At 72.4% G+C, this 18,378-nt stretch carries 15 protein-coding genes and 1 riboswitch; of the genes, 9 read left to right on the top strand and 6 right to left on the bottom strand.

Going from position 1 to position 18,378, the window contains the following annotated elements; all coding sequences use genetic code 11:
• Positions 1–153 precede the first annotated feature (153 nt).
• Positions 154–414: a hypothetical protein gene (locus ACLQ29_RS25110; protein ID WP_393370713.1), complete on the top strand. Its 261-nt coding sequence runs from the start codon at positions 154–156 to the stop codon at positions 412–414.
• Between the two features lie 106 nt (positions 415–520).
• Here ACLQ29_RS25110 and ACLQ29_RS25105 read toward each other — a convergent pair whose 3' ends face one another.
• The 4 genes from ACLQ29_RS25105 to ACLQ29_RS25090 all read right to left on the bottom strand — a co-directional run bounded on the left by ACLQ29_RS25105 (position 521) and on the right by ACLQ29_RS25090 (position 5,331).
• Complete coding sequence (locus tag ACLQ29_RS25105; protein ID WP_425773919.1) at positions 521–1,957, bottom strand: glycine hydroxymethyltransferase; 1,437 nt, start codon at positions 1,955–1,957, stop codon at positions 521–523.
• 19 nt (positions 1,958–1,976) lie between these two features.
• Positions 1,977–2,066, bottom strand: a riboswitch (ZMP/ZTP riboswitch).
• 74 nt (positions 2,067–2,140) lie between these two features.
• Positions 2,141–3,010 carry an NAD(P)H-hydrate dehydratase gene (locus tag ACLQ29_RS25100; RefSeq protein ID WP_425773918.1) on the bottom strand — a complete coding sequence of 290 codons (870 nt, stop codon included), beginning with the start codon at positions 3,008–3,010 and terminating at the stop codon, positions 2,141–2,143.
• On the bottom strand, positions 2,994–3,725 hold the full coding sequence (locus ACLQ29_RS25095; RefSeq protein WP_425773917.1) for a histidine phosphatase family protein: 732 nt from the start codon (positions 3,723–3,725) through the stop codon (positions 2,994–2,996). The genes ACLQ29_RS25100 and ACLQ29_RS25095 overlap by 17 nt, the downstream gene beginning before the upstream one ends.
• A 43-nt stretch (positions 3,726–3,768) precedes the next feature.
• On the bottom strand, positions 3,769–5,331 hold the full coding sequence (locus ACLQ29_RS25090; protein ID WP_425773916.1) for a glycosyltransferase family 39 protein: 1,563 nt from the start codon (positions 5,329–5,331) through the stop codon (positions 3,769–3,771).
• A 195-nt stretch (positions 5,332–5,526) separates the two neighbouring features.
• Between ACLQ29_RS25090 and ACLQ29_RS25085 the strand changes: the two genes are divergently transcribed.
• The 4 genes from ACLQ29_RS25085 (at position 5,527) to ACLQ29_RS25070 (ending at position 9,798) form a co-directional block, all read left to right on the top strand.
• On the top strand, positions 5,527–6,417 hold the full coding sequence (locus tag ACLQ29_RS25085) for a glycosyltransferase family 2 protein (RefSeq protein WP_425773915.1): 891 nt from the start codon (positions 5,527–5,529) through the stop codon (positions 6,415–6,417).
• 23 nt (positions 6,418–6,440) lie between these two features.
• Positions 6,441–7,415, top strand: a complete 975-nt coding sequence (locus ACLQ29_RS25080; RefSeq protein ID WP_425773914.1) for an NAD-dependent epimerase/dehydratase family protein — start codon at positions 6,441–6,443, stop codon at positions 7,413–7,415.
• Positions 7,416–7,436: 21 nt separating this feature from the next.
• Complete coding sequence (locus tag ACLQ29_RS25075) at positions 7,437–8,741, top strand: acyltransferase family protein (RefSeq protein WP_425773913.1); 1,305 nt, start codon at positions 7,437–7,439, stop codon at positions 8,739–8,741.
• An 85-nt stretch (positions 8,742–8,826) separates the two neighbouring features.
• Positions 8,827–9,798 (top strand): DNA polymerase domain-containing protein, encoded by a 972-nt coding sequence (locus ACLQ29_RS25070; RefSeq protein WP_425773912.1) that lies wholly within the window; start codon positions 8,827–8,829, stop codon positions 9,796–9,798.
• A 21-nt stretch (positions 9,799–9,819) separates the two neighbouring features.
• Here ACLQ29_RS25070 and ACLQ29_RS25065 read toward each other — a convergent pair whose 3' ends face one another.
• The gene (locus ACLQ29_RS25065) at positions 9,820–11,988 is read right to left on the bottom strand and encodes an acyltransferase family protein (RefSeq protein WP_425773911.1); all 2,169 of its coding nucleotides are present in this window, start codon (positions 11,986–11,988) and stop codon (positions 9,820–9,822) included.
• Positions 11,989–12,061: 73 nt separating this feature from the next.
• On the bottom strand, positions 12,062–12,535 hold the full coding sequence (locus ACLQ29_RS25060) for an Lrp/AsnC family transcriptional regulator (RefSeq protein ID WP_393371754.1): 474 nt from the start codon (positions 12,533–12,535) through the stop codon (positions 12,062–12,064).
• Between the two features lie 139 nt (positions 12,536–12,674).
• Here ACLQ29_RS25060 and pdhA point away from each other — a divergent pair, with 139 nt between their 5' ends.
• From pdhA to ACLQ29_RS25040, 4 genes are all read left to right on the top strand, one after another.
• Entirely contained in the window at positions 12,675–13,841 is a 1,167-nt protein-coding gene (pdhA, locus tag ACLQ29_RS25055) for a pyruvate dehydrogenase (acetyl-transferring) E1 component subunit alpha (RefSeq protein WP_425773910.1), read from the top strand.
• Positions 13,838–14,842 carry an alpha-ketoacid dehydrogenase subunit beta gene (locus ACLQ29_RS25050; RefSeq protein WP_393371752.1) on the top strand — a complete coding sequence of 335 codons (1,005 nt, stop codon included), beginning with the start codon at positions 13,838–13,840 and terminating at the stop codon, positions 14,840–14,842. Before pdhA ends, ACLQ29_RS25050 begins: the two co-directional genes overlap by 4 nt.
• Positions 14,827–16,302: a dihydrolipoamide acetyltransferase family protein gene (locus ACLQ29_RS25045; RefSeq protein WP_425774017.1), complete on the top strand. Its 1,476-nt coding sequence runs from the start codon at positions 14,827–14,829 to the stop codon at positions 16,300–16,302. The genes ACLQ29_RS25050 and ACLQ29_RS25045 overlap by 16 nt, the downstream gene beginning before the upstream one ends.
• 186 nt (positions 16,303–16,488) lie before the next feature.
• Complete coding sequence (locus ACLQ29_RS25040; RefSeq protein WP_425774016.1) at positions 16,489–18,168, top strand: right-handed parallel beta-helix repeat-containing protein; 1,680 nt, start codon at positions 16,489–16,491, stop codon at positions 18,166–18,168.
• The last annotated feature ends 210 nt before the right edge of the window (positions 18,169–18,378 follow it).

The following is an 18,378-nucleotide window of genomic DNA, read 5'->3' as shown; positions in this document are numbered from 1 at the left end:
CCTTCGCTCCTCCGACCGCTGTCGCGGCGGTCGTCGGAGGTGACCGCCGGACCGGGCGAGCGCGGGGTGACCCACTCGCGGGCTGACACACCGCGTTCATCGGATGGCAATGCGCGACGGCCGACGTGCCGTCGTCCTGGGTGGACGGTCATAATGGGCCGCATGGTTGCCTGGGAGTACGCCCTGCTCGTCCGCCGCTATCAGGGACAGGGCCGCAATTTCCATGTCTCGTTCGTCTGGTACGCCCCGGACGGGTCCCGCAAGGACATCACCGCCTTCGGTGACACCGCCATCGCGCACCTCAACCGCGCGGGTCGGGAGGGGTGGGAGCTGGTCTCCGCGGCCGAGGACGTGAACAACGTTCAGGGCAGCACCGAAGTCCACCGCTACCACCTGAAGCGCCCCCTGGACTGATGTCGGCCACCCCGGTGAGCGACATGCCTCCGAGTCATGACTGTGACCCAGAGGCATGTCGCTCAATCTGGACAGGTGCCACGTGCACCCGTCGCGGCCGGTGCCGTCAGGCCAGGTTGATGCCCGGGTAGAGGGGGTGCGGGGCCAGCAGGTCGGTCGCCTGGGTGGCGATCTTGTTGGCCAGGTCGGCGTCGAGGACGTACTTCGCCTTGGACGGGGTGCCGTCGGCGTTGGCGCCGGCCGTGGTCTGGGTCAGCACGGTGTGGATCAGGTCCGCGGTCTGGTCCATCTCGGCGGTGCCCAGCCCTCGGGTGGTCAGCGCCGGGGTGCCGATCCGGATGCCGGACGTGTACCAGGCCCCGTTCGGGTCCTGCGGGACCGAGTTGCGGTTGGTGACGATGCCCGAGTCGAGCAGCGCCTGCTCGGCCTGCCGGCCGGTGAGCCCGTAGCCGGACACGTCGATGAGCACCAGGTGGTTGTCGGTGCCACCGGTCACCAGCTTCGCGCCCCGGCGCAGCAGCCCCTCGGCGAGCGCCTGCGCGTTGTCCACGATCCGCTGGGCGTAGTCGGCGAAGTCGGGGCGGCGGGCCTCCGCGAGCGCGACGGCCTTGGCGGCCATCACGTGCGGCAGCGGACCACCGAGCACCATCGGGCAGCCCCGGTCCACCTGGTCGGCCAACTCCGGCTGGCAGAGCACCATGCCGCCGCGCGGGCCGCGCAGCGACTTGTGGGTGGTGGTGGTGACGATGTGCGCGTGCGGCACCGGGTCGAAGTCGCCGGTGAACACCTTGCCGGCCACCAGGCCGGCGAAGTGCGCCATGTCGACCATGAAGGTCGCGCCCACCGAGTCGGCGATCTCCCGCAGGATCCGGAAGTTCACCTTCCGGGGGTACGCCGAGTAGCCACCGACCAGGATCAGCGGCTTGAACTCGCGGGCCGCCTCGGCCACCCGGTCGTAGTCGATCAGGCCGGTCGTCGGGTCGGTGCCGTAGCTGCGCTGGTCGAACATCTTGCCGGAGATGTTCGGCCGGAAGCCGTGGGTGAGGTGGCCGCCGGCGTCCAGCGACATGCCGAGCATCCGCTGGTTGCCCAGCTCGCGGCGCAGCGCGAACCAGTCGGCCTCGGTGAGGTCGTTGACCTGGCGGACCTGCGCCTTCTTCAGCGCGGGGGACTCCACCCGGTCGGCCAGCACCGCCCAGAACGCGACCAGGTTGGCGTCGATGCCCGAGTGCGGCTGCACGTACGCGTGCGCCGCGCCGAACAGCTCCCGGGCGTGCTCGGCGGCGAGCGCCTCGACGGTGTCCACGTTCTGGCAGCCGGCGTAGAAGCGGCGGCCGACGGTGCCCTCGGCGTACTTGTCGCTGAACCAGTTGCCCATGGCCAGCAGGGTCGCCGGGGAGGCGTAGTTCTCGCTGGCGATCAGCTTGAGCGACTCCCGTTGGTCGGTCAGCTCGGCGCCGATGGCGTCGGCCACCCGCGGCTCGACAGCCCGGATCACCTCGAGGGCACTACGGAATGCGGTGGACTCGGCGTTGCGCGACATGCGACCTCCAACAGACGTGCGGGAAGGCCCAGGCGCTCGGCAAACGTCCTCGTGACGGGGCCGCTCCCCGATGGTTGTCCATCCCCACGCGCCAGTAACGGCCCGCGCTGATCGTACCGGGCCGGCCGGGGACGTCCCGGGCGACCTCCGTTGCGCTCCCGCGGGTGTCGGTAGCGGCGGTGGTCAGACCATCGACAGCGTCCCGGGGATCTCGTCGAGCAGCTCCCGGGCGAGGAAACCGATCCGGCCGTAGCGGGGGATCAGTCGCTGGCCGCTCACCGCGTGCGCGAACGAACCCCAGCAGGCGGCCTGCGCCGGGTCGGCGCCCCGGGACAGCAGCCCCGCCAGCAGCCCGGCGAGCACGTCCCCACTGCCGGAGGTGCCCAGCCCGGCGTCGCCGCTCTCCTCCCGCCACCTCCGGCCGTCCGGCGCGGCCACGTGCCCGTAGAGCGAGACGACCGCCTCGTACCTGTCGGCCAGCTCGGCCGCCTCGGCGTCCAGGTCGTCGCCCGGTTCCCGGCCGAGCAGGTGCCCGGCCTCGGTGACGTTCGGGGTGAGCACCACGGGCCGGCCCGAACCGGCGAGCAGGTCCGGTGTGTGACTGAGCGCGCCGAGGGCGTACGCGTCGAGCACCAGCGACGTCCGCGGCGGGGCCGCCTCCAGGACCAGACCCAGCAACCGCCTGGTCTCGTCGATCGCCCTCAGTCCCGGCCCGACGGTCACCACGTCGGCCTGGGCGACCAGCTCGCCGAGCTGCCCGTCCCGGTCGGCGGCCACCGCGCCGTCGGAGGTCTCCGGCAGCCCGACCACGAGCGCCTCGGGCACCTGGATGCTCAGTGTGGCGGCGGCGGACTCGGCGACGGCGAGCTGGAGCACCCCGGCGCCGGCGCGCAGCGCGGCCACCCCGGCGAGCAGCACCGCACCGGGGGTGAAGCGGGAACCGCCGACGATCAGCACGGTGCCCCGGCTCTCCTTGCCGCCGGCCGGCACCGGTAGCGCCCAGTCCCGCAGCAACCCCGGTGTGATCACCTGCACCTCAGACCGGTTCGGCATGGATCTCGTCCTCCCTGGTCGGCTGGGCGCCCTGGCGCCGCAGGTGGCCGACCTCGTTGAATCCACCAAGTGTCAGACGGCCCCGCGCGTCGGCGGACCAGTCGGTGATCGAGCAGTTGGCGATCACGTGCTCGCGGGTCAGCGCCATCAGGTCCGGCTCGGTCAGCCCCTCCACCAGATAGCGCAGCAGGAAGACGAGCGCGTCGTGGCCGAACAGCAGCACCCGCTGGCCCTCGTGGTCCCGGCGCAGGTCGCCGAGGAGCGTCCGCAGCCGCAGCGCCACGTCGGTCCAGGACTCCCCGCCGGGCGGACGGTAGTAGAACTTGCCGAGCCGGGCCCGCCGCTCGGCCTCGTCCGGATATCGCCGGCGTACGCCGTGCCCGGTCAGGCCGTCGAGGATGCCCAGCTCCCGGTCGCGCAGCCGCTCGTCGCGGCTCATCGGCACCCCGGTGCCGTGCAGCGCCAACTCGGCGGTGCAGACCGCCCGCAGGTACGGCGAGACCACCGCCACGTCCGGCCGGTGCTCCGGCGGCAGCCCGGTCAGCCAGCGGCCGGTGGCCCGGGCCTGGTCCTCGCCGGTGGGGGACAGCGGCACGTCGGCGTCGCGGTGACCGAGCCCGATCAGCTCCTCACCGGACGCCTCGGCCCGCGTCGCCGCCACGTTCGCGGTGCTCTCCCCGTGCCGGATGATCCAAAGCGTCGACAGTTCCGCCATGCCGACCCCCTACCCGGGTGCCGGCGGCGGTAATCGCAGCGGGTCAGCCGCGCCGTTGCAGCAGGGCGACGGTCAGCCCGGTCACGTGGGTCAGCCGGGCCACCTGGTAACGCTCGTCGAGCAGGGCGGCCCGCTGCTTCGGCAGCCCGGTCAGCGGTGCGTCGGTGACGGTCGGCAACACCAACCAGAGCCGCGGCTCGTCGCGCAGACAGCTCGCCGGGTCGCCGCAGTCCGCGCCGAACAGCTCGTTGCGCTGGGCTGCCGTCCGCTTCTGGAACACGTTGCGCGGGGAGATGTCCGCCGGGAGGTAGTACCGCACTCCCGGCTCGGTCATCCACCACCAGACGCCGCCCACCACGAGGCCGTCGCCGGGCTGGTAGCCGGTCTCGATGACCCGGGCCGCCTGGGAGTAGGACAGGGGCGCGAAGGCGCGTGCCTGCGGATAGGTGTACCAGCCGTGCGAGTACTCCGCGCGCAGCGTGAGCTGACCGGGCACGGACAACGCGGCGACGACCACGAGCCCCGCCGCCATCAGCGGGGTCCGGCGCAGCGCGGCGATCCCGGCGCCGGCCAGCACCGCCCAGGCCGGCAGCAGGAACAGCAGGTACTTGGCGAAGAAGTAGTTGATCTCGCCGGCCGAGGCCAGCAGGATCACCGGCACCGGCAGCACGGCGACGAGCGTGGCGCCCACCGTCCGGTCCACGGCGTCGCGGCGCAGGTGGGTCAGCAGGCCCACGGTGGCCAGCGCGGTCACCGCGACGGCGAGCAGCGTCGAGCCGTACGCCTGCTCCCAGACCGTCCAGGGCGAGCTGTCCGGGATCCAGCTGATCTGCCGGCCCGCCTGTTTCATGCCCCGCAGGATCACCGGCGCGGCGATCGCCACCCCACCGAGGGCGCCGAGCGGGAACCAGGCCAGCGACCACCAGCGGCGCTGCCGCCAGCAGTGGATCAGAACGACTGTGCCGTGGCCGACCAGGAGGGTCAGCGCCACCACGTTGACCAGGCCGATGCCGCCCACCGCGAGCGCGTACGCCACCCAGCGCAGCCACCCGGGCCGCTCCAGCGCGCGGAGCAGGAACAGGGTGGCCGCCGCCGCGGCGAGGACGACGAAGGCGTACGAACGGGTCTCCTGCCCGAACCGGGTGACCGTGGGCACCAGGGCGAAGACGAAGCCGGCGGCGACACCCGTCGGGTGGTCGAACAGCCGCCGCCCGGCCAGCGCCACGCAGGCGGTGGCCAGGGTCATGGCCAGCGCCGACGGCAGACGTACCGCGACGGGGCTGGTGCCGAACAGCGTCGTCCAGGCGTGCATGAACAGGTAGTAGGCCCCGTGCACGGCGTCGACGTTCGCCAGCATGGCCCGGATCTGTCCGGTGGAGCGCGTCGCGACGTCGATGGTGACCAACTCGTCGTGCCACATCTCCGGGCTGCCGATCCGCCACCCCACGGCGAGCGCGGCGAATGCCGTCGGCCAGAGCCAGACGCTGCACACCAGCCGGCGGGCGAGGGAGACCGGCGGGCGGTCCGGCCCGGCGGGCAGGGGCGGATTTCCCCCGTCGGCAGGCGCGGGCTGCGCGTCCGTGGCGGCGACGGCGCGGTTTGACATCGGCGTCCGATCGGGGGGCGGGGTTACGGGGCGCGACGATGATAGCGCCCGCGAGGGCTGGCGCCGGACGGTGATCGGTGCGGTCGGGGTGGGCGCGCCGCCCGGTTCGGCGCTGGCCGATCGCGGGGGCGAGCCTGATAATGTGGCCGCGCCCGCCGCGCATTTTCACCACGCACAGTTAGGCCTACCCACCCAATGATTGTCGACATTATGCTGCCGTACTACGGAAGCGTGCCCCTCATGCAGGCGGCGGTGCGCAGCGTGATGGCGCAGAGTGACCCCGGTTGGCGCCTCACCGTGGTGGACGACGGCACCGAGCCGGGCGTGCCCGAGTGGTTCGCGGGCATCGACGACGAGCGGGTCCGCTACCAGCGCAACGAGCGCAATCTCGGGATCACCGCCAACTACCGCAAGTGCGTCGGTCTCGCCGAGCACGAGTACCTGGTGATGATGGGCACGGACGACATCATGCACCCCAACTACGTCGCGACGGTGCGATCGGTGATCGAGCAGTACCCGGGCGTCGGCATGGTCCAGCCGGGGGTCGAGACCATCGACGCCCACGGCAAAGTGGTCATCACGATGGTGGACGAGGCGAAGCGGCGGATCTACGCCCCCCGGATTCGCTCCCGCGAGCTGATGGGAGGCGAGGACCTGGCAGCCAGCCTGCTGCGGGGCTGCTGGTTCTACTTCCCGTCGATCTGCTGGCGGACGGACGCGCTCAAGGCCGTCGACTTCCGCGAGGAGTTCCAGGTCATCCAGGACCTGGCCCTGGTGATCGACCTGATCCAGCGCGGTGAGCAGATGGCCGTCGACAACACCCTCTGCTTCCAGTACCGGCGGCACGCGGTCAGCAAGTCCGCCGCCGACGCGGCCAACGGCTCCCGGTTCACCGAGGCGCGGGCGTTCTTCCTCGACGTCGCCCGGCGGATGGACGAGCAGGGCTGGCCTCGGGCGGCCCGGGCGGCCCGCACCTACACCTCGTCCCGCCTGCACGCCATCACCCTGCTGCCGACGGCGATCCTCACGGGCAGGATGTCCGGCGTACGCAGCCTGTCCCGGCACGCGTTCGGGCCGGGCCGATGACCGACACCAGCCAGGGAGACGCCATGACCGTCAGACCACGACGTCCGGCGGAGGACACCGCACGGCCCGTCCGGATGGTGGTGCTCGGCGGCACCGGCTTCCTCGGCCGCCCGATCTGCCGCGCGCTTGCCGACCAGGGTCACCCGGTGGTCGCCGTGGCGCGTACCCCGAAGACGATCGGCCCGGGTGTCGAGTTCCGTGCGCTGGACCTGGCCGCCGCCGACGTCGACGAGATCACCGCGGTGCTGCGTGACCTCGACCCGGACGTCGTGATCAACGCGGCGGGCGGGATGTGGGGCCTCACCGAGGCGCAGATGCTCGCGGTAAACGTGACGCTTGTCGAGCGGCTCCTGGCGGCCGCGGGCCGACTGCCGCGGCGGGTCCGGGTGCTCCAGATGGGCAGCGTGCACGAGTACGGGCTGGTCCCGGTGGACACGTCGATGCCCGAGCGGTTGACCCCCGCGCCGGTGATGCCGTACGGCGAGTTCAAGCTGCGCTGCACCGAGGCGATCACCGCCGCGGACCGGCAGGGCCTGGTCGAGGGTGTCACGCTGCGGGTGGGCAACGTCATCGGCGCCGGCCAGCCCGGCCACAGCCTGCTCGGGGTGGTCGCGGCCCGGCTGCGCGACGCTGAGCGGGCCGGTGAGCGGGCCCGACTGGAGCTGGCTCCGCTCGGCTCCCGGCGTGACTTCATCGGTCTCGGCGACGTGGTCGCCGCCGTGCAACTGGCCGCGACCCGTCCCGAGGCGGCCGGTCAGGTGATCAACATCGGTCGGGGAGTGGGGGCCAGCGCGCGTGATATGGTCCGGCTCCTCATCGAGGTCAGTGAGGTGCCGACCGACCTGATCGAGGCCGAGCAGACCGGTCCCGCCGAGACGAATTGGCAGCGGCTGGACGTCGGGTTGGCCGCCGAGGTGCTCGGCTGGTCACCGAGCGACGACCTGCACACCGAGATGAAGCAGTTGTGGGAGCACGCCGGCGCCGAGGTGCCCGCCTGATGCCGAGAGGTGCCTGACCGCATGACTACCCCCGCTCTCATCCGGTCCCGGGGCACGTTGGCCGACCTGCTCTCCGGCCGGAGCAACGGCATCGGGCTGATCCGGCTCTGCCTCGCCGTCGGCGTCGTGCTCTCGCACTCCAAGCCGCTCGGCTTCGGCGCCAACGACCTGGGCTACCACCTGACCGGTCGGCAGACGAACGTCGGCACCATGGCCGTGTACGGCTTCTTCGTGCTGTCCGGCCTGCTGATCACCCGCAGCGCCCGCCGTACCGGCATCATCCGCTACGCCTGGCACCGGGCCCTGCGGATCTTCCCCGGTCTCTGGGTCTGCCTGCTGGTCAGTGCGCTGGTGATCGCCCCGCTCGTCACGTTGCGCGAGCACGGCAGCACCGCCGGCTTCTTCGACAACGCCTGGGACCGCGGCGGCCCGTTGGCCTACCTGCAGGCCAACTGGTGGACCGGTGTCCGCCAGTACGGCATCCGCGACCTGTTCACGGAGACCACCCCGTGGAGTGACAAGGTCAACTACAGCGTCTTCAACGGCGCCCTGTGGTCGCTCAAGTACGAGATGTTCTGCTACGTCGTGGTGGGCGTGCTGGCGGTGACCGCCGTGCTGCGCAACGCCCGCCGGTTCGTGCTGTTCCTGACCGTCGCGCTCTACCTGAGCATCCTGCAGGACTGGATCAGCTCCGGACGGATCAGCGGCCCGGCGCCGACGGCGAGCTGGACCTTCGTGTCGCCGCTGGTCGGCACGATGACCTTCCACTACATCGTCTACCTGGGCTTCCTCTTCGCCGCCGGCGCGACCCTGGACCTCTACCGGGAGCGGGTGCCGATCAACGACGCGCTGGGCATCGGCTCGGCGGTGGCGCTCGGGTTGTCCCTGCTCTTCGGCGGCTTCTTCGTCATCGGGCTGCCCGCGTTCGCGTACCTGCTGGTCTGGTTGTCGGTGCGGATGCCCCGGCAGTTGCACTGGGTGGGCCGCAAGAACGACTACTCGTACGGCATCTACATCTACGGGTTCGTCTTCCAGCAGGTGATGGCGAGCCTCGGCTGGAGCCGCTGGGGTTACGTGCCGTTCGCTGCGATGTCGGTCGCGGTCGCCTTCGCCGCCGCGTTCCTGTCCTGGAAGTTGGTCGAGCGGCCGGCGCTGCGGTTGAAGGACTGGACGCCGGGCTTCGTGGCCCGCCGGTCACCCCCGGCGGTGCCGGTCGAGCAGCAGACCGCGGTGGCCGAGGAGCCGCCCGCGACGCCGCCGGTGCAGGTCGGCGGCCCGACCCAGGAGTTGCCGCAGCAACCCGCCACGCTGGTTCCCGGCCGCTAGGGCCTCTTCAAAGCCCCTGGCTCGACCGAGGACTTTGGCACATGCCTACCCCGCCGGCCCGCCCCCGAGCCGTACGCTCGGGGGCGTGGCCACGGTGGCGGAGGAGATTCAGGTGGGGGAGCGGCTGGTCCGCGTCTCCAGCCCCGACAAGCCGTACTTCCCGGAACGTGGGCTGACCAAGCTGGACGTGGTCCGTTACTTCCTGGCGGTGGGTGACGGCATCCTGCGCGCCCTGCGGGACCGGCCCACCATGCTGGAACGCTGGCCGCGCGGCGTCTTCGAGGGCGCGACGATCGCCACCCGGCAGACCAACCGGGGCGACGCGTTCTACCAGAAGCGGCTGCCGGCGGGCGCTCCCGAGTGGGTGCGCACCGCGCACATCACCTTCCCCAGTGGCCGGACCGCCGACGAGGTCGCGCCGAGCGAGTTGGCGGTGGTGATCTGGGCGGCCAACCTCGGCACCCTGCGGTTTCACCCCTGGCCGGTCACCGCCGCCGACGTGGAACGACCCGACCAGCTGCGCATCGACCTCGACCCGCTGCCCGGCGTCGGGTTCGACCAGGTGGTGCCGGTGGCCCGCGAGGTCAACGCGTTCCTCGCCGAGCTGGGGATGACCGGCTACCCGAAGACCACCGGCGGACGGGGCCTGCACATCTACCTGTCGATCGAGCCGCGGTGGAGCTTCGGCGACTGCCGTCGGGCGGTGCTCGCGCTGGGCCGGGAGATGCAACGCCGGCTCCCGGAGCTGGTCACCACCACCTGGTGGCGGGACCAGCGGGACCGGCCGGTCTTCGTCGACTACAACCAGATGTCGCGGGACCACACGATGGCCTCGGCGTACTCGATCCGACCGACGCCCCAGGCCCTGGTGTCGGCGCCGCTGACCTGGGCGGAGCTGGACGACGCCCGCCCGGAGGACTTCGACGTGCTGTCGGTCCCGGCCCGCTTCGCCGAGCGCGGCGACCCGCACGCCGGTCTGGACGGCGACCGGCACTCGTTGGAGTCGCTGTTGGAGCTGGCCGACCGGGACGGGCTGGAGGCCCCGCCCGTTCGGTGAGGTCCGGGCCGGCCCGGCGGGTCACAGCTCGGCGAGCACGGGCTTGAGCGCGGCGCCGACCTGGGGTGCGAGGGTCGTCGAGTACGTGGCGGTCAGGTGGTGCGCGTCGCGCCAGACGAGCACGCCGCCGATGACGGGCGCGCACCGGTCCGCGGGACAGATCCAGTCGTTCAGGTCGATCAGGTGGACGCCGCTCAGCCCCTCGGCCGCCTCTTCCTGAGCGGGACCGCCCCCGCGGCCGAGGGCCTCGTCCCGGGGCGTGGTGCACTTGGTCAGGCGTTTCGGGTTCTTGGACACGCACTCGGCGACGTCGAACAGATGCAGCGGCGTGTCCCGCAGCACCAGGACCGGAAGCTTCTCGGCGGTCATGCTGTTCCAGGTGTTGCGCAACTCGCGGACCATCGCGGACCGCCAGTTCGGCGGCGCGCCCGAGACCGGGTACTCGGAGTGAGTGACGATCAGCAGGTCGGGGCGTCCCGCACCGAGCAGGGTCTCGCGTACCTTCTTGTTCCATTCCGTGCAGGCCGAGTAGGGCCTCTTGTCCAGGGAGATCTCCGCCGTCAGGAACGGGCAACCGCTCTTGGTGTAGGTGGCGAGGCGCCAGCCGTTCGTCTCCGCCGCCAGCCGCATGGCCGGGACCCAGTGGTCGGCGTGGGAGTCGCCGACAAGCGCGATGGTGGTCGCCGAGTTCATCTTTCCGTAGACGCAGACCTCCGGCGTCGAGGACTCCAGCGACACGTGGCAGCTCTTCGTCGCCTGCAACAGCGGCGCGTCCCGGGCCGCCCGAGCCGGCTCGGGCGTGATCGAGGCGACCTTGTCGACGGGCACCCCGGCCCGGCTGGTGCGGGGGGACTTGCCGAGCGCCGCGGCGCCCGGCGCGGCCGGTGGCGTCGCCTGCGGGGACCCTCCGGGCACCTGGCCCATGATGGCCGACGACGGGGACGTCGTGCCCGTCGTCGTCGGGATGGCCAGTTGGAAGGTCAGGCCGGCCAGCGCGGCCGCGCCGGTGCAGATCGCGCCGATGCGCAGGGCTGAGGCTGGCCGGTCGGCGAGGGTCGGTGACCGGCGGACCGGGTTCTCGATGAAGTGGTACGTGAGCGCGGCGGGGATCGCCGAGGCGGCCACGACGGCGAGCGCGGGGCCGACGCCGAGGTCACCGAAGTGCGCCTGCGCGGCGACGAGCACCGGCCAGTGCCACAGGTACAGCGAGTAGGAGATCCCGCCGACGTAGCGCAGCGGCTGCCGGCCCAGCAGGAGGGCGGGCCCGGCACGGCCGGCGGCCGGCCCGAACGCGATCACCGTGGCGGTGCCGAGGGTGGGGCCGAGCGCGGCGTAGCCGGGGAAACCGGCCTCTGTGGTGATCAGCGCGGCCGAGGCACCGACGGCGATCAGCCCGGCCCAGGCCAGCGGGACGGCCACCAGGCGCGGTGACCGGCCCCACCAGATCGCCGTGACGGCGACGGCGCCGCCGAGGGCCAACTCCCACATCCGGGTGGTGGTCACGTAGTACGCCGAAGGGTCGGTCGGTGAGACGTACAGCGCCCAGGCGAACGAGGGGACCGCGATCAGCGCCAACCCCACCAGGTAGAGGCCACGGCTCGCCCGTCCGTGGCGGCGGGCGAACCACCCGAGGACGATCAGCAGCAGCGGCCACACCAGGTAGAACTGCTCCTCGACGGCGAGGGACCAGAAGTGCTGGGCGATGCTCGCGGCGTCGTTGGCGGCCACGTAGTCGGCGGACTGCCCGGCCAGCCGCCAGTTCATGGCGTAGCAGGCGCTGGCGATGACGTCCCAGGCGGTGGCCGACCAGCGGCCACGAGGCAGGAGGAAGTAGGTGAGCACCAGGGTCGCGAGCAGGACTGTCGCGGCGGCCGGCAGCAGACGCTTCGCGCGTCGGGCGTAGAAGTCGGTGAGCGAGAGCCGCCCACGTTTGTCGAGTTCCTCCAGCAGCAGGCCGGTGATGAGGAAGCCGGAGATCACGAAGAACACGTCGACACCGACGAAACCGCCGGGCAGGTACGGCACTCCGGCGTGACCGAGGAGCACCAGCAGCACGGCTACCGCGCGCAGGCCTTCGATGTCCCCGCGGAAGGGCCGCGGAGCTGTCGACATCGGCCTGGTCGACGTCGGTTTGGTCGGCGCCGGTGCGGCGATCCGGGCCTGCTCCCACAACTCGTTCGATATAGCCACGTCGCGGATAGTAGCGGCGTTCTCCGGTAAATCGCCTATCTCACCACTCTGTCAAAGAATTCGTGTTATGGCCCTACTGCCAGGGACTCTGCGTCCCGCCGAACTCCTCGAAGACGAGCCAGGACCGCGTCGACAACACCCCGGCGATGCGCTGCACCCGGTCCAACACCACATCCCGCAGGGCGGCGTTGTCCGGAGCCCGGACCAGAGCCAGCACGTCGTGCTCGCCGCTGAGCAACGCGACGTGCTCGACATAGCGGACCTGGGCCAGCTCGGCCGACACCTCCCGCCAGGTGTTCTGCTCGATCGTCAGCGCCATGTACGCCGAGGTGCCCAGCCCGGCGGCCTCGGGCGCCACCTGGGCGCGGAACCCGGTGATCACCCCGTCGCGCACCAACCGCTCCACCCGCGCGTACGCGTTCGTGCGGGAGATGTGGATCCGTTCGGCCAGGGTGCGGACCGACGTACGCCCGTCCCGGACCAACTCGTCGAGGATCCGCCGGTCCACCTCGTCCAGGGCTCGAACCGATCGTCCCGATCCCACCATCCGGTCTGCCGCGTCGCCGGTTTCTTGGCTCACCGATACCTCTTCCGCATGCCAACCGTCCCGCCTTCTGCGTGGATCTTGAGTCAATCATCCGACACGCGACAGCATAGGCTCACCACACGTCCCAGGAGGTTCCGCCGTGACGACCACTCCCCAGGCGGTCCGCAGGGCATCCCCGCGTACGCGTCGAGCGGCCACCCCGCCCGACCCGGCGCGCCCGCTACTGCCGGACGCCGAGCCGGTTCGCCTGCTCGACCCGAACGGCACACAGTTGCCCGCCCGCCCCCACTACCCGGAGCCATCCGTCGAGGCGCTGCGCGAGCTGTACCGCCGGATGGTGCTCGGCCGCCGCTTCGACACCCAGGCCACCGCCCTGACCAAGCAGGGCCGGCTGGCCGTCTACCCGTCCTCCCGGGGGCAGGAGGCGTGCCAGGTCGCCGCGACGCTCGCGGTCCGCGACAGCGACTGGGTCTTCCCCACCTACCGTGAGTCGATGGCGCTTGTTGCCCGGGGCATCGACCCGGTCGAGGTGCTCACCCTGCTGCGTGGCGACTGGCACTGCGGCTACGACCCGACCGAGGTGCACACCGCGCCGCAGTGCACCCCGCTCGCCACCCAGTGCGTGCACGCCGCCGGGCTGGCGTACGGCGAGGCGTACCAGGGTCGCGACACCGTGGCGCTGGCCTTCATCGGCGACGGCGCCACAAGCGAGGGCGACTTCCACGAGGGGATCAACTTCGCCGCCGTGTTCAAGGCGCCGGTGGTCTTCTTCGTGCAGAACAACCGCTACGCCATCAGCGTCCCGCTGTCCCGGCAGACCGCCGCGCCGTCGCTCGCCTACAAGGGCGTCGGCTACGGCGTGCCCAGCGAGCAGGTCGACGGCAACGACCCGGTGGCCGTGCTCGCCGTGCTCACCCGCGCGGTCGCCCACGCCCGCGCCGGTAACGGGCCGTTCCTCGTCGAGGCGCACACCTACCGGATGGAGCCGCACACGAACGCGGACGACGCCAGCCGCTACCGCGACGGCGCCGAGGTCGACGCCTGGCGCGACCGCGACCCGATCGCCCGGCTGGAGACCTACCTGCGGGCCCGCGGGGTGCTCGACGACGCGGCGGTCGCCGAGGTCGCCGAGCAGGCCGAGGCGTACGCGGCGGACCTGCGCACCCGGATGAACGAGCAGCCCACGGTGGACCCGCTGAGCCTGTTCGACCACGTCTACGCCCAGCCCACCCCGCAGCTCATCGAGCAGCGCGAGATGGTCCGCGCCGAGTTGGCCGCCGCCCGCGACGAAGAGGGTGACGCCTGATGGCCACCACCATGGCGAAGGCGCTCAACACCGCGCTCGCCGACGCCCTCGCCGCCGACGACCGGGTCGTCGTCTTCGGTGAGGACGTCGGCGCGCTCGGCGGCGTCTTCCGGATCACCGACGGCCTCCAGGCCCGCTTCGGTGAGGACCGCTGCTTCGACACCCCGCTCGCCGAGGCCGGCATCGTCGGCTTCGCCGTCGGCCTGGCCATGTCCGGCCTGCGGCCGGTGGTCGAGATGCAGTTCGACGCGTTCGCGTACCCCGCGTTCGAGCAGATCGCCTCGCACGTGGCGAAGCTGCGCAACCGGACCCGGGGCAAGCTCAGCGTGCCCATCGTGATCCGCGTGCCGTACGCCGGTGGGATCGGCGGGGTCGAGCACCACTGCGACTCGTCCGAGGCGTACTACGCGCACACCCCCGGCCTGAAGGTGGTCACCCCGGCGACCGTCGAGGACGCGTACTCGCTGCTGCGCGAGGCGATCGACGACCCCGACCCGGTGGTCTTCATGGAGCCCAAGAAGCTCTACTTCGCCAGCGCCGACGCGATCCTGCCGACCCGTGCCGAGCCGTTCGGGCGGGCCGTCGTGCGCCGGCCCGGCCGCGACGCCACGCTTGTGGCGTACGGGCCGGCGGTGCCGGTCGCGCTGGAGGCCGCCGAGGCCGCCCGCGAGGAGGGCTGGGACCTGGAGGTGGTGGACGTGCGCACCATCGTCCCGTTCGACGACGACACCATCGCCGCCTCGGTCCGCCGCACCGGCCGGTGCGTGGTGATCCAGGAGGCGCAGGGCTTCGCGGGGGTCGGCGCGGAGATCGCCGCTCGGGTGCAGGAGCGCTGCTTCCACGCGCTGCACGCCCCGGTGCTGCGGGTCGCCGGGCTGGACATCCCGTACCCGGCGCCGATGCTGGAGCACACCCACCTGCCCGGTGTGGACCGGGTGCTCGACGCGGTGGCCCGCCTTCAGTGGGACGACCAGCCGGACGCGCGTTGGGCGGCGGCATGACCACAGTCGAACGGACGCAGGTCTTCCTCCTGCCCGACCTGGGCGAGGGGCTGAGCGAGGCCGAGATCGTCGAGTGGCGGGTCGCCGTGGGCGACGTGGTCACCGTCGACCAGAGCGTGGTCGAGGTGGAGACCGCCAAGGCGGTCGTCGACGTGCCCTGCCCGTACGCCGGCCGGGTCGTCACCCTGCACGGCGCGGCCGGCGAGGTACGTCCGGTCGGCCAGCCGTTGATCACCATCGCGCCGCTGGACGGCGGCGAGGAGCCCGCCGGGCACGCCACCTACCGCGAGGAGGAGCGGGCCGGCTCCGGCAACGTGCTGATCGGGTACGGCACCGGCCACGGCGGCGCCACCCGCCGTCGGCGCCGGTCTCGGCTGACGCTCGCCCCCGAGCCGGCCGACACCGACCCGGCCGACACCGCGCGGACCGATGGTGCTGCCGCGACGGGTGCTGCCGCGACGGGCGGTGTTGCCCCGACCGGTGGTGTTGCCCCGACCGGTGGTGTTGCCCCGACCGGTGGGGCCCGCCCGGCTGGCGGCGGTGCCGCGGGCGACGCGCCCGGCCACCCGGGGCGGGCGACTGCCCTGGTCATCTCGCCGATCGTGCGGCGGCTGGCCCGGGAGCGTGGCGTCGACCTGAACGCGGTGCGGGGCACCGGGCCCGGCGGCGTGATCCGCCGTGCCGACGTGGAGGCGGCGCTGACCGTACCCGCCGCCCGGCTCGCCGCCGTTCCGGACGCCCCCGTCGCGCCGGTGCCGTCCTCCGACGGCGACGTGATCGTCCCGCTCACCGGCGTCCGGAAGGTCATCGCCGACAAGCTCTCCCGCAGCCGACGGGAGATCCCGGAGGTGACGATCTGGGTCGACGTGGACGCCACCGGGCTGCTGGAGACCCGGGCCGCGATCAACGCGGCGACTCCCGACGCGCCGGTGAGCATCCTGGCCCTGTTGGCCCGGATCTGCCTCAGCGGGCTGCGCCGGTTCCCGCAGCTCAACTCCCGCGTCGACACCGAGGCGCAGCGGATCGTGCAGTCCGCAGGGGTGCACCTCGGCATCGCCGCGCAGACCGACAGGGGTCTGCTGGTGCCGGTGCTGCGCGACGCCCAGCGCCTCACCACCGCCGAGCTGGCCGCCGAACTGGCGGCGACCACCGCCGCCGCGCGGGCGGGCAGCCTGCCACCGGCCCGGCTGACCGGCGGCACGTTCACGCTCAACAACTACGGGGTGTTCGGCGTCGACGGCTCCACGCCGATCATCAACCACCCGGAGGCGGCGCTGCTCGGCATCGGGCGGATCGTGGACAAGCCGTGGGTGGTCGACGGGCAACTCGCCGTCCGCAAGGTGACCCAGCTCAGCCTCACCTTCGACCACCGGGTCTGTGACGGTGGCGTGGCCGGCGGGTTCCTCCGGCACGTCGCCGACTGCGTGGAGCGCCCGGCGCTGCTGATCGCCGCCGTCTGAGACGCGTACCCCGGCCCCGGCGCTGCCCGTGCGGCGCCGGGGCCGGCGCACGTCCGGGTTTCCCGGCGGCGTTCTCGGGCCGGGTTTCCCGGCGGCGTCAGTGGGCCGGGGTTTCCCGGCGGCGTCACCGGGAAGTCGGCCCCGCCGGAGCGCACCGAACACGTCGAAGGGAGCCGGCCTGTGGCCGTGGCGAACGAGTTGCTACTGAACTCGGTCCGGGTACGACGACCCGCCTCGGCCGGCGCGCCGCTCTACTGCGACGCGCTGGAGTACGGCCTCACCGGCGACGGCGCGACGAACGACCAGCCGGCGCTGGCCGCCCTCGTGGACCGCCTGGGCGCCGGATACGCGTCGGACGGACGGGCCCGGGTCATCTACTGCCCACCGGGCATCTACTCGATCCGGGACGCGGGCACGGTGTGGCGCAGCGGCGTGTCGCTGATCGGGGCCGGCCCGGCGGCGACCCGGTTCATGCTCAGCAACGAGGGCAACCGGGCCGACCCGACCCCGTTGGCCTTCTGGACCACCGTGCAGCACGGCGCCGACCGGGACCGGCACATCGCCGACTGCACCTTCTCCGACTTCCAGATCGACGGCTCCGGCGTGGCCATGGCCGAGTACAACTACCTGGCCAAGGGCCTCGGCCTGCAGTACGTCGTGCGCGGCGTGTTCCGCAACCTCTACATCCACCACACCGCGGCCACCGGGCTGGGCTGCGACTTCCTCCAGGACTCCCTGATCGACGGCGTGGTGGTGGTCGGCTGCGGCCGACTCGACAACGGCGAGCAGATGGGCGGCGCCGGCATCGGCGTCGGCGTCGGTGGTTGGGGCGCGGTGGAGCGGCTGACAATCGCCAACTGCACCACGCTTGCCAACGGCACCAACGGCATCTTCCTGGAGTTGCAGAAGGACTACTGGGCACCACCGCGCGGCTACCGCATCATCGGCTGTCACAGCCAGGGCAACCGCTTCGGTATCTCCGACTGGGGGGCCGACGGTCTGATCGTCTCCGCCTGCACCATGACCGGCAACCTGGAGACCGGCTTCGACGTGTCGGCGCAGGGCACCTCGTCCGTGGCCGGCCGGGGTGGGCTGCTCACCGACTGCGTCATCGACGGCAACATGTGCGACGGGGTCAGCCTCGGCAACAGCCCCGGCCCGTACACCGTGCGGGGCAACCGGATCAGCGGCAACGGCCGGCACGGGTACCACGCCCACGACCTCGGACGCGGCTACCGGGGCTCGGTCCGAGACGTGGTCATCGAGAGCAACGAGTTCTGGGGCAACGGCCTGGACGCGATCCGGATCGACCACCAGATGACCGACGCGGTGCTGCTGAACAACCGGATCCGCAACAACGGACGGCAGTGCGGTGAGGGCACCGGCGGCGCGGGCGACGGGGTCCGCTACAGCGAGCGGTGCCTGGTGGACCGGTCGGCCAACTGGCCGCACGACGGGCACCGGGGCAAGGTCCTGCGGGTCGGGAAGGCCGTCGCCATGGTGGCCTCCAACACCGGTGACGAACTCACCCTCGCCCCGGTACGCCCCGACGGGTTCACCGCGTGGAGCGGGGACGTGCCGCCGCCCGGCTGCGGATACGAACTGCCTCCCGCGCCGCAGCGGCGTGCCGGGATCACGATCGACGCGCCGTTCGACTCGGCCACCGTTCGCGGTAACCGGATCTGGGACAACCACGACGTCCAGACCCAGACACACGGGCTGTGGATCACCGAGCGCGGCAGTTGCGTGGGCTGCCGGGTCGAGGACAACGACCTGGCTGGCAACGCCGTCGACGGAATGCTGCTGGAGACCCCGCCGGTGGGCGGACGCTGGCGGGACAACCACGTGGAGAACGACTGGACCTGAGCGACGGCCCGAGGGCTGCCCGAGCCGTGCGCGCTGAGCGCGCCGCCCGCGCCGTGCGTGGTGTGCGTGGTGTGCGTGGTGTGCGCCTCCGCGCCGGCCGGAGCGGAGACGACGAGCGGCGGGGGGCCGGGGGTTGCCGGGGGCGCCCCGGTGGATGGGGGGGGGGGAGCAGGGCCGGCCCGGCCCCCGGGGGGGGGGCCACACCAACCG

The sequence above is a fragment of the Micromonospora sp. DT228 genome, assembly GCF_049841595.1.
In the GTDB taxonomy this organism is placed as follows: Bacteria; Actinomycetota; Actinomycetes; order Mycobacteriales; family Micromonosporaceae; genus Micromonospora.
Note: the sequence above shows the minus strand (reverse complement) of the source record. Positions and strands in the feature narration are given on the sequence as shown.

Bases quoted from the DNA above. Each gene is read 5' to 3' on its own strand.
- ACLQ29_RS25080 (WP_425773914.1), top strand. From the start codon at position 6,441: ATGACCGTCAGACCACGACGTCCGGCGGAGGACACCGCACGGCCCGTC.
- ACLQ29_RS25075 (WP_425773913.1), top strand. From the start codon at position 7,437: ATGACTACCCCCGCTCTCATCCGGTCCCGGGGCACGTTGGCCGACCTG.
- ACLQ29_RS25095 (WP_425773917.1), bottom strand. From the start codon at position 3,725: ATGGCGGAACTGTCGACGCTTTGGATCATCCGGCACGGGGAGAGCACC.
- ACLQ29_RS25105 (WP_425773919.1), bottom strand. From the start codon at position 1,957: ATGTCGCGCAACGCCGAGTCCACCGCATTCCGTAGTGCCCTCGAGGTG.
- ACLQ29_RS25110 (WP_393370713.1), top strand. From the start codon at position 154: ATGGGCCGCATGGTTGCCTGGGAGTACGCCCTGCTCGTCCGCCGCTAT.
- ACLQ29_RS25100 (WP_425773918.1), bottom strand. From the start codon at position 3,010: ATGCCGAACCGGTCTGAGGTGCAGGTGATCACACCGGGGTTGCTGCGG.
- ACLQ29_RS25090 (WP_425773916.1), bottom strand. From the start codon at position 5,331: ATGTCAAACCGCGCCGTCGCCGCCACGGACGCGCAGCCCGCGCCTGCC.
- ACLQ29_RS25060 (WP_393371754.1), bottom strand. From the start codon at position 12,535: ATGGTGGGATCGGGACGATCGGTTCGAGCCCTGGACGAGGTGGACCGG.
- ACLQ29_RS25085 (WP_425773915.1), top strand. From the start codon at position 5,527: ATGATTGTCGACATTATGCTGCCGTACTACGGAAGCGTGCCCCTCATG.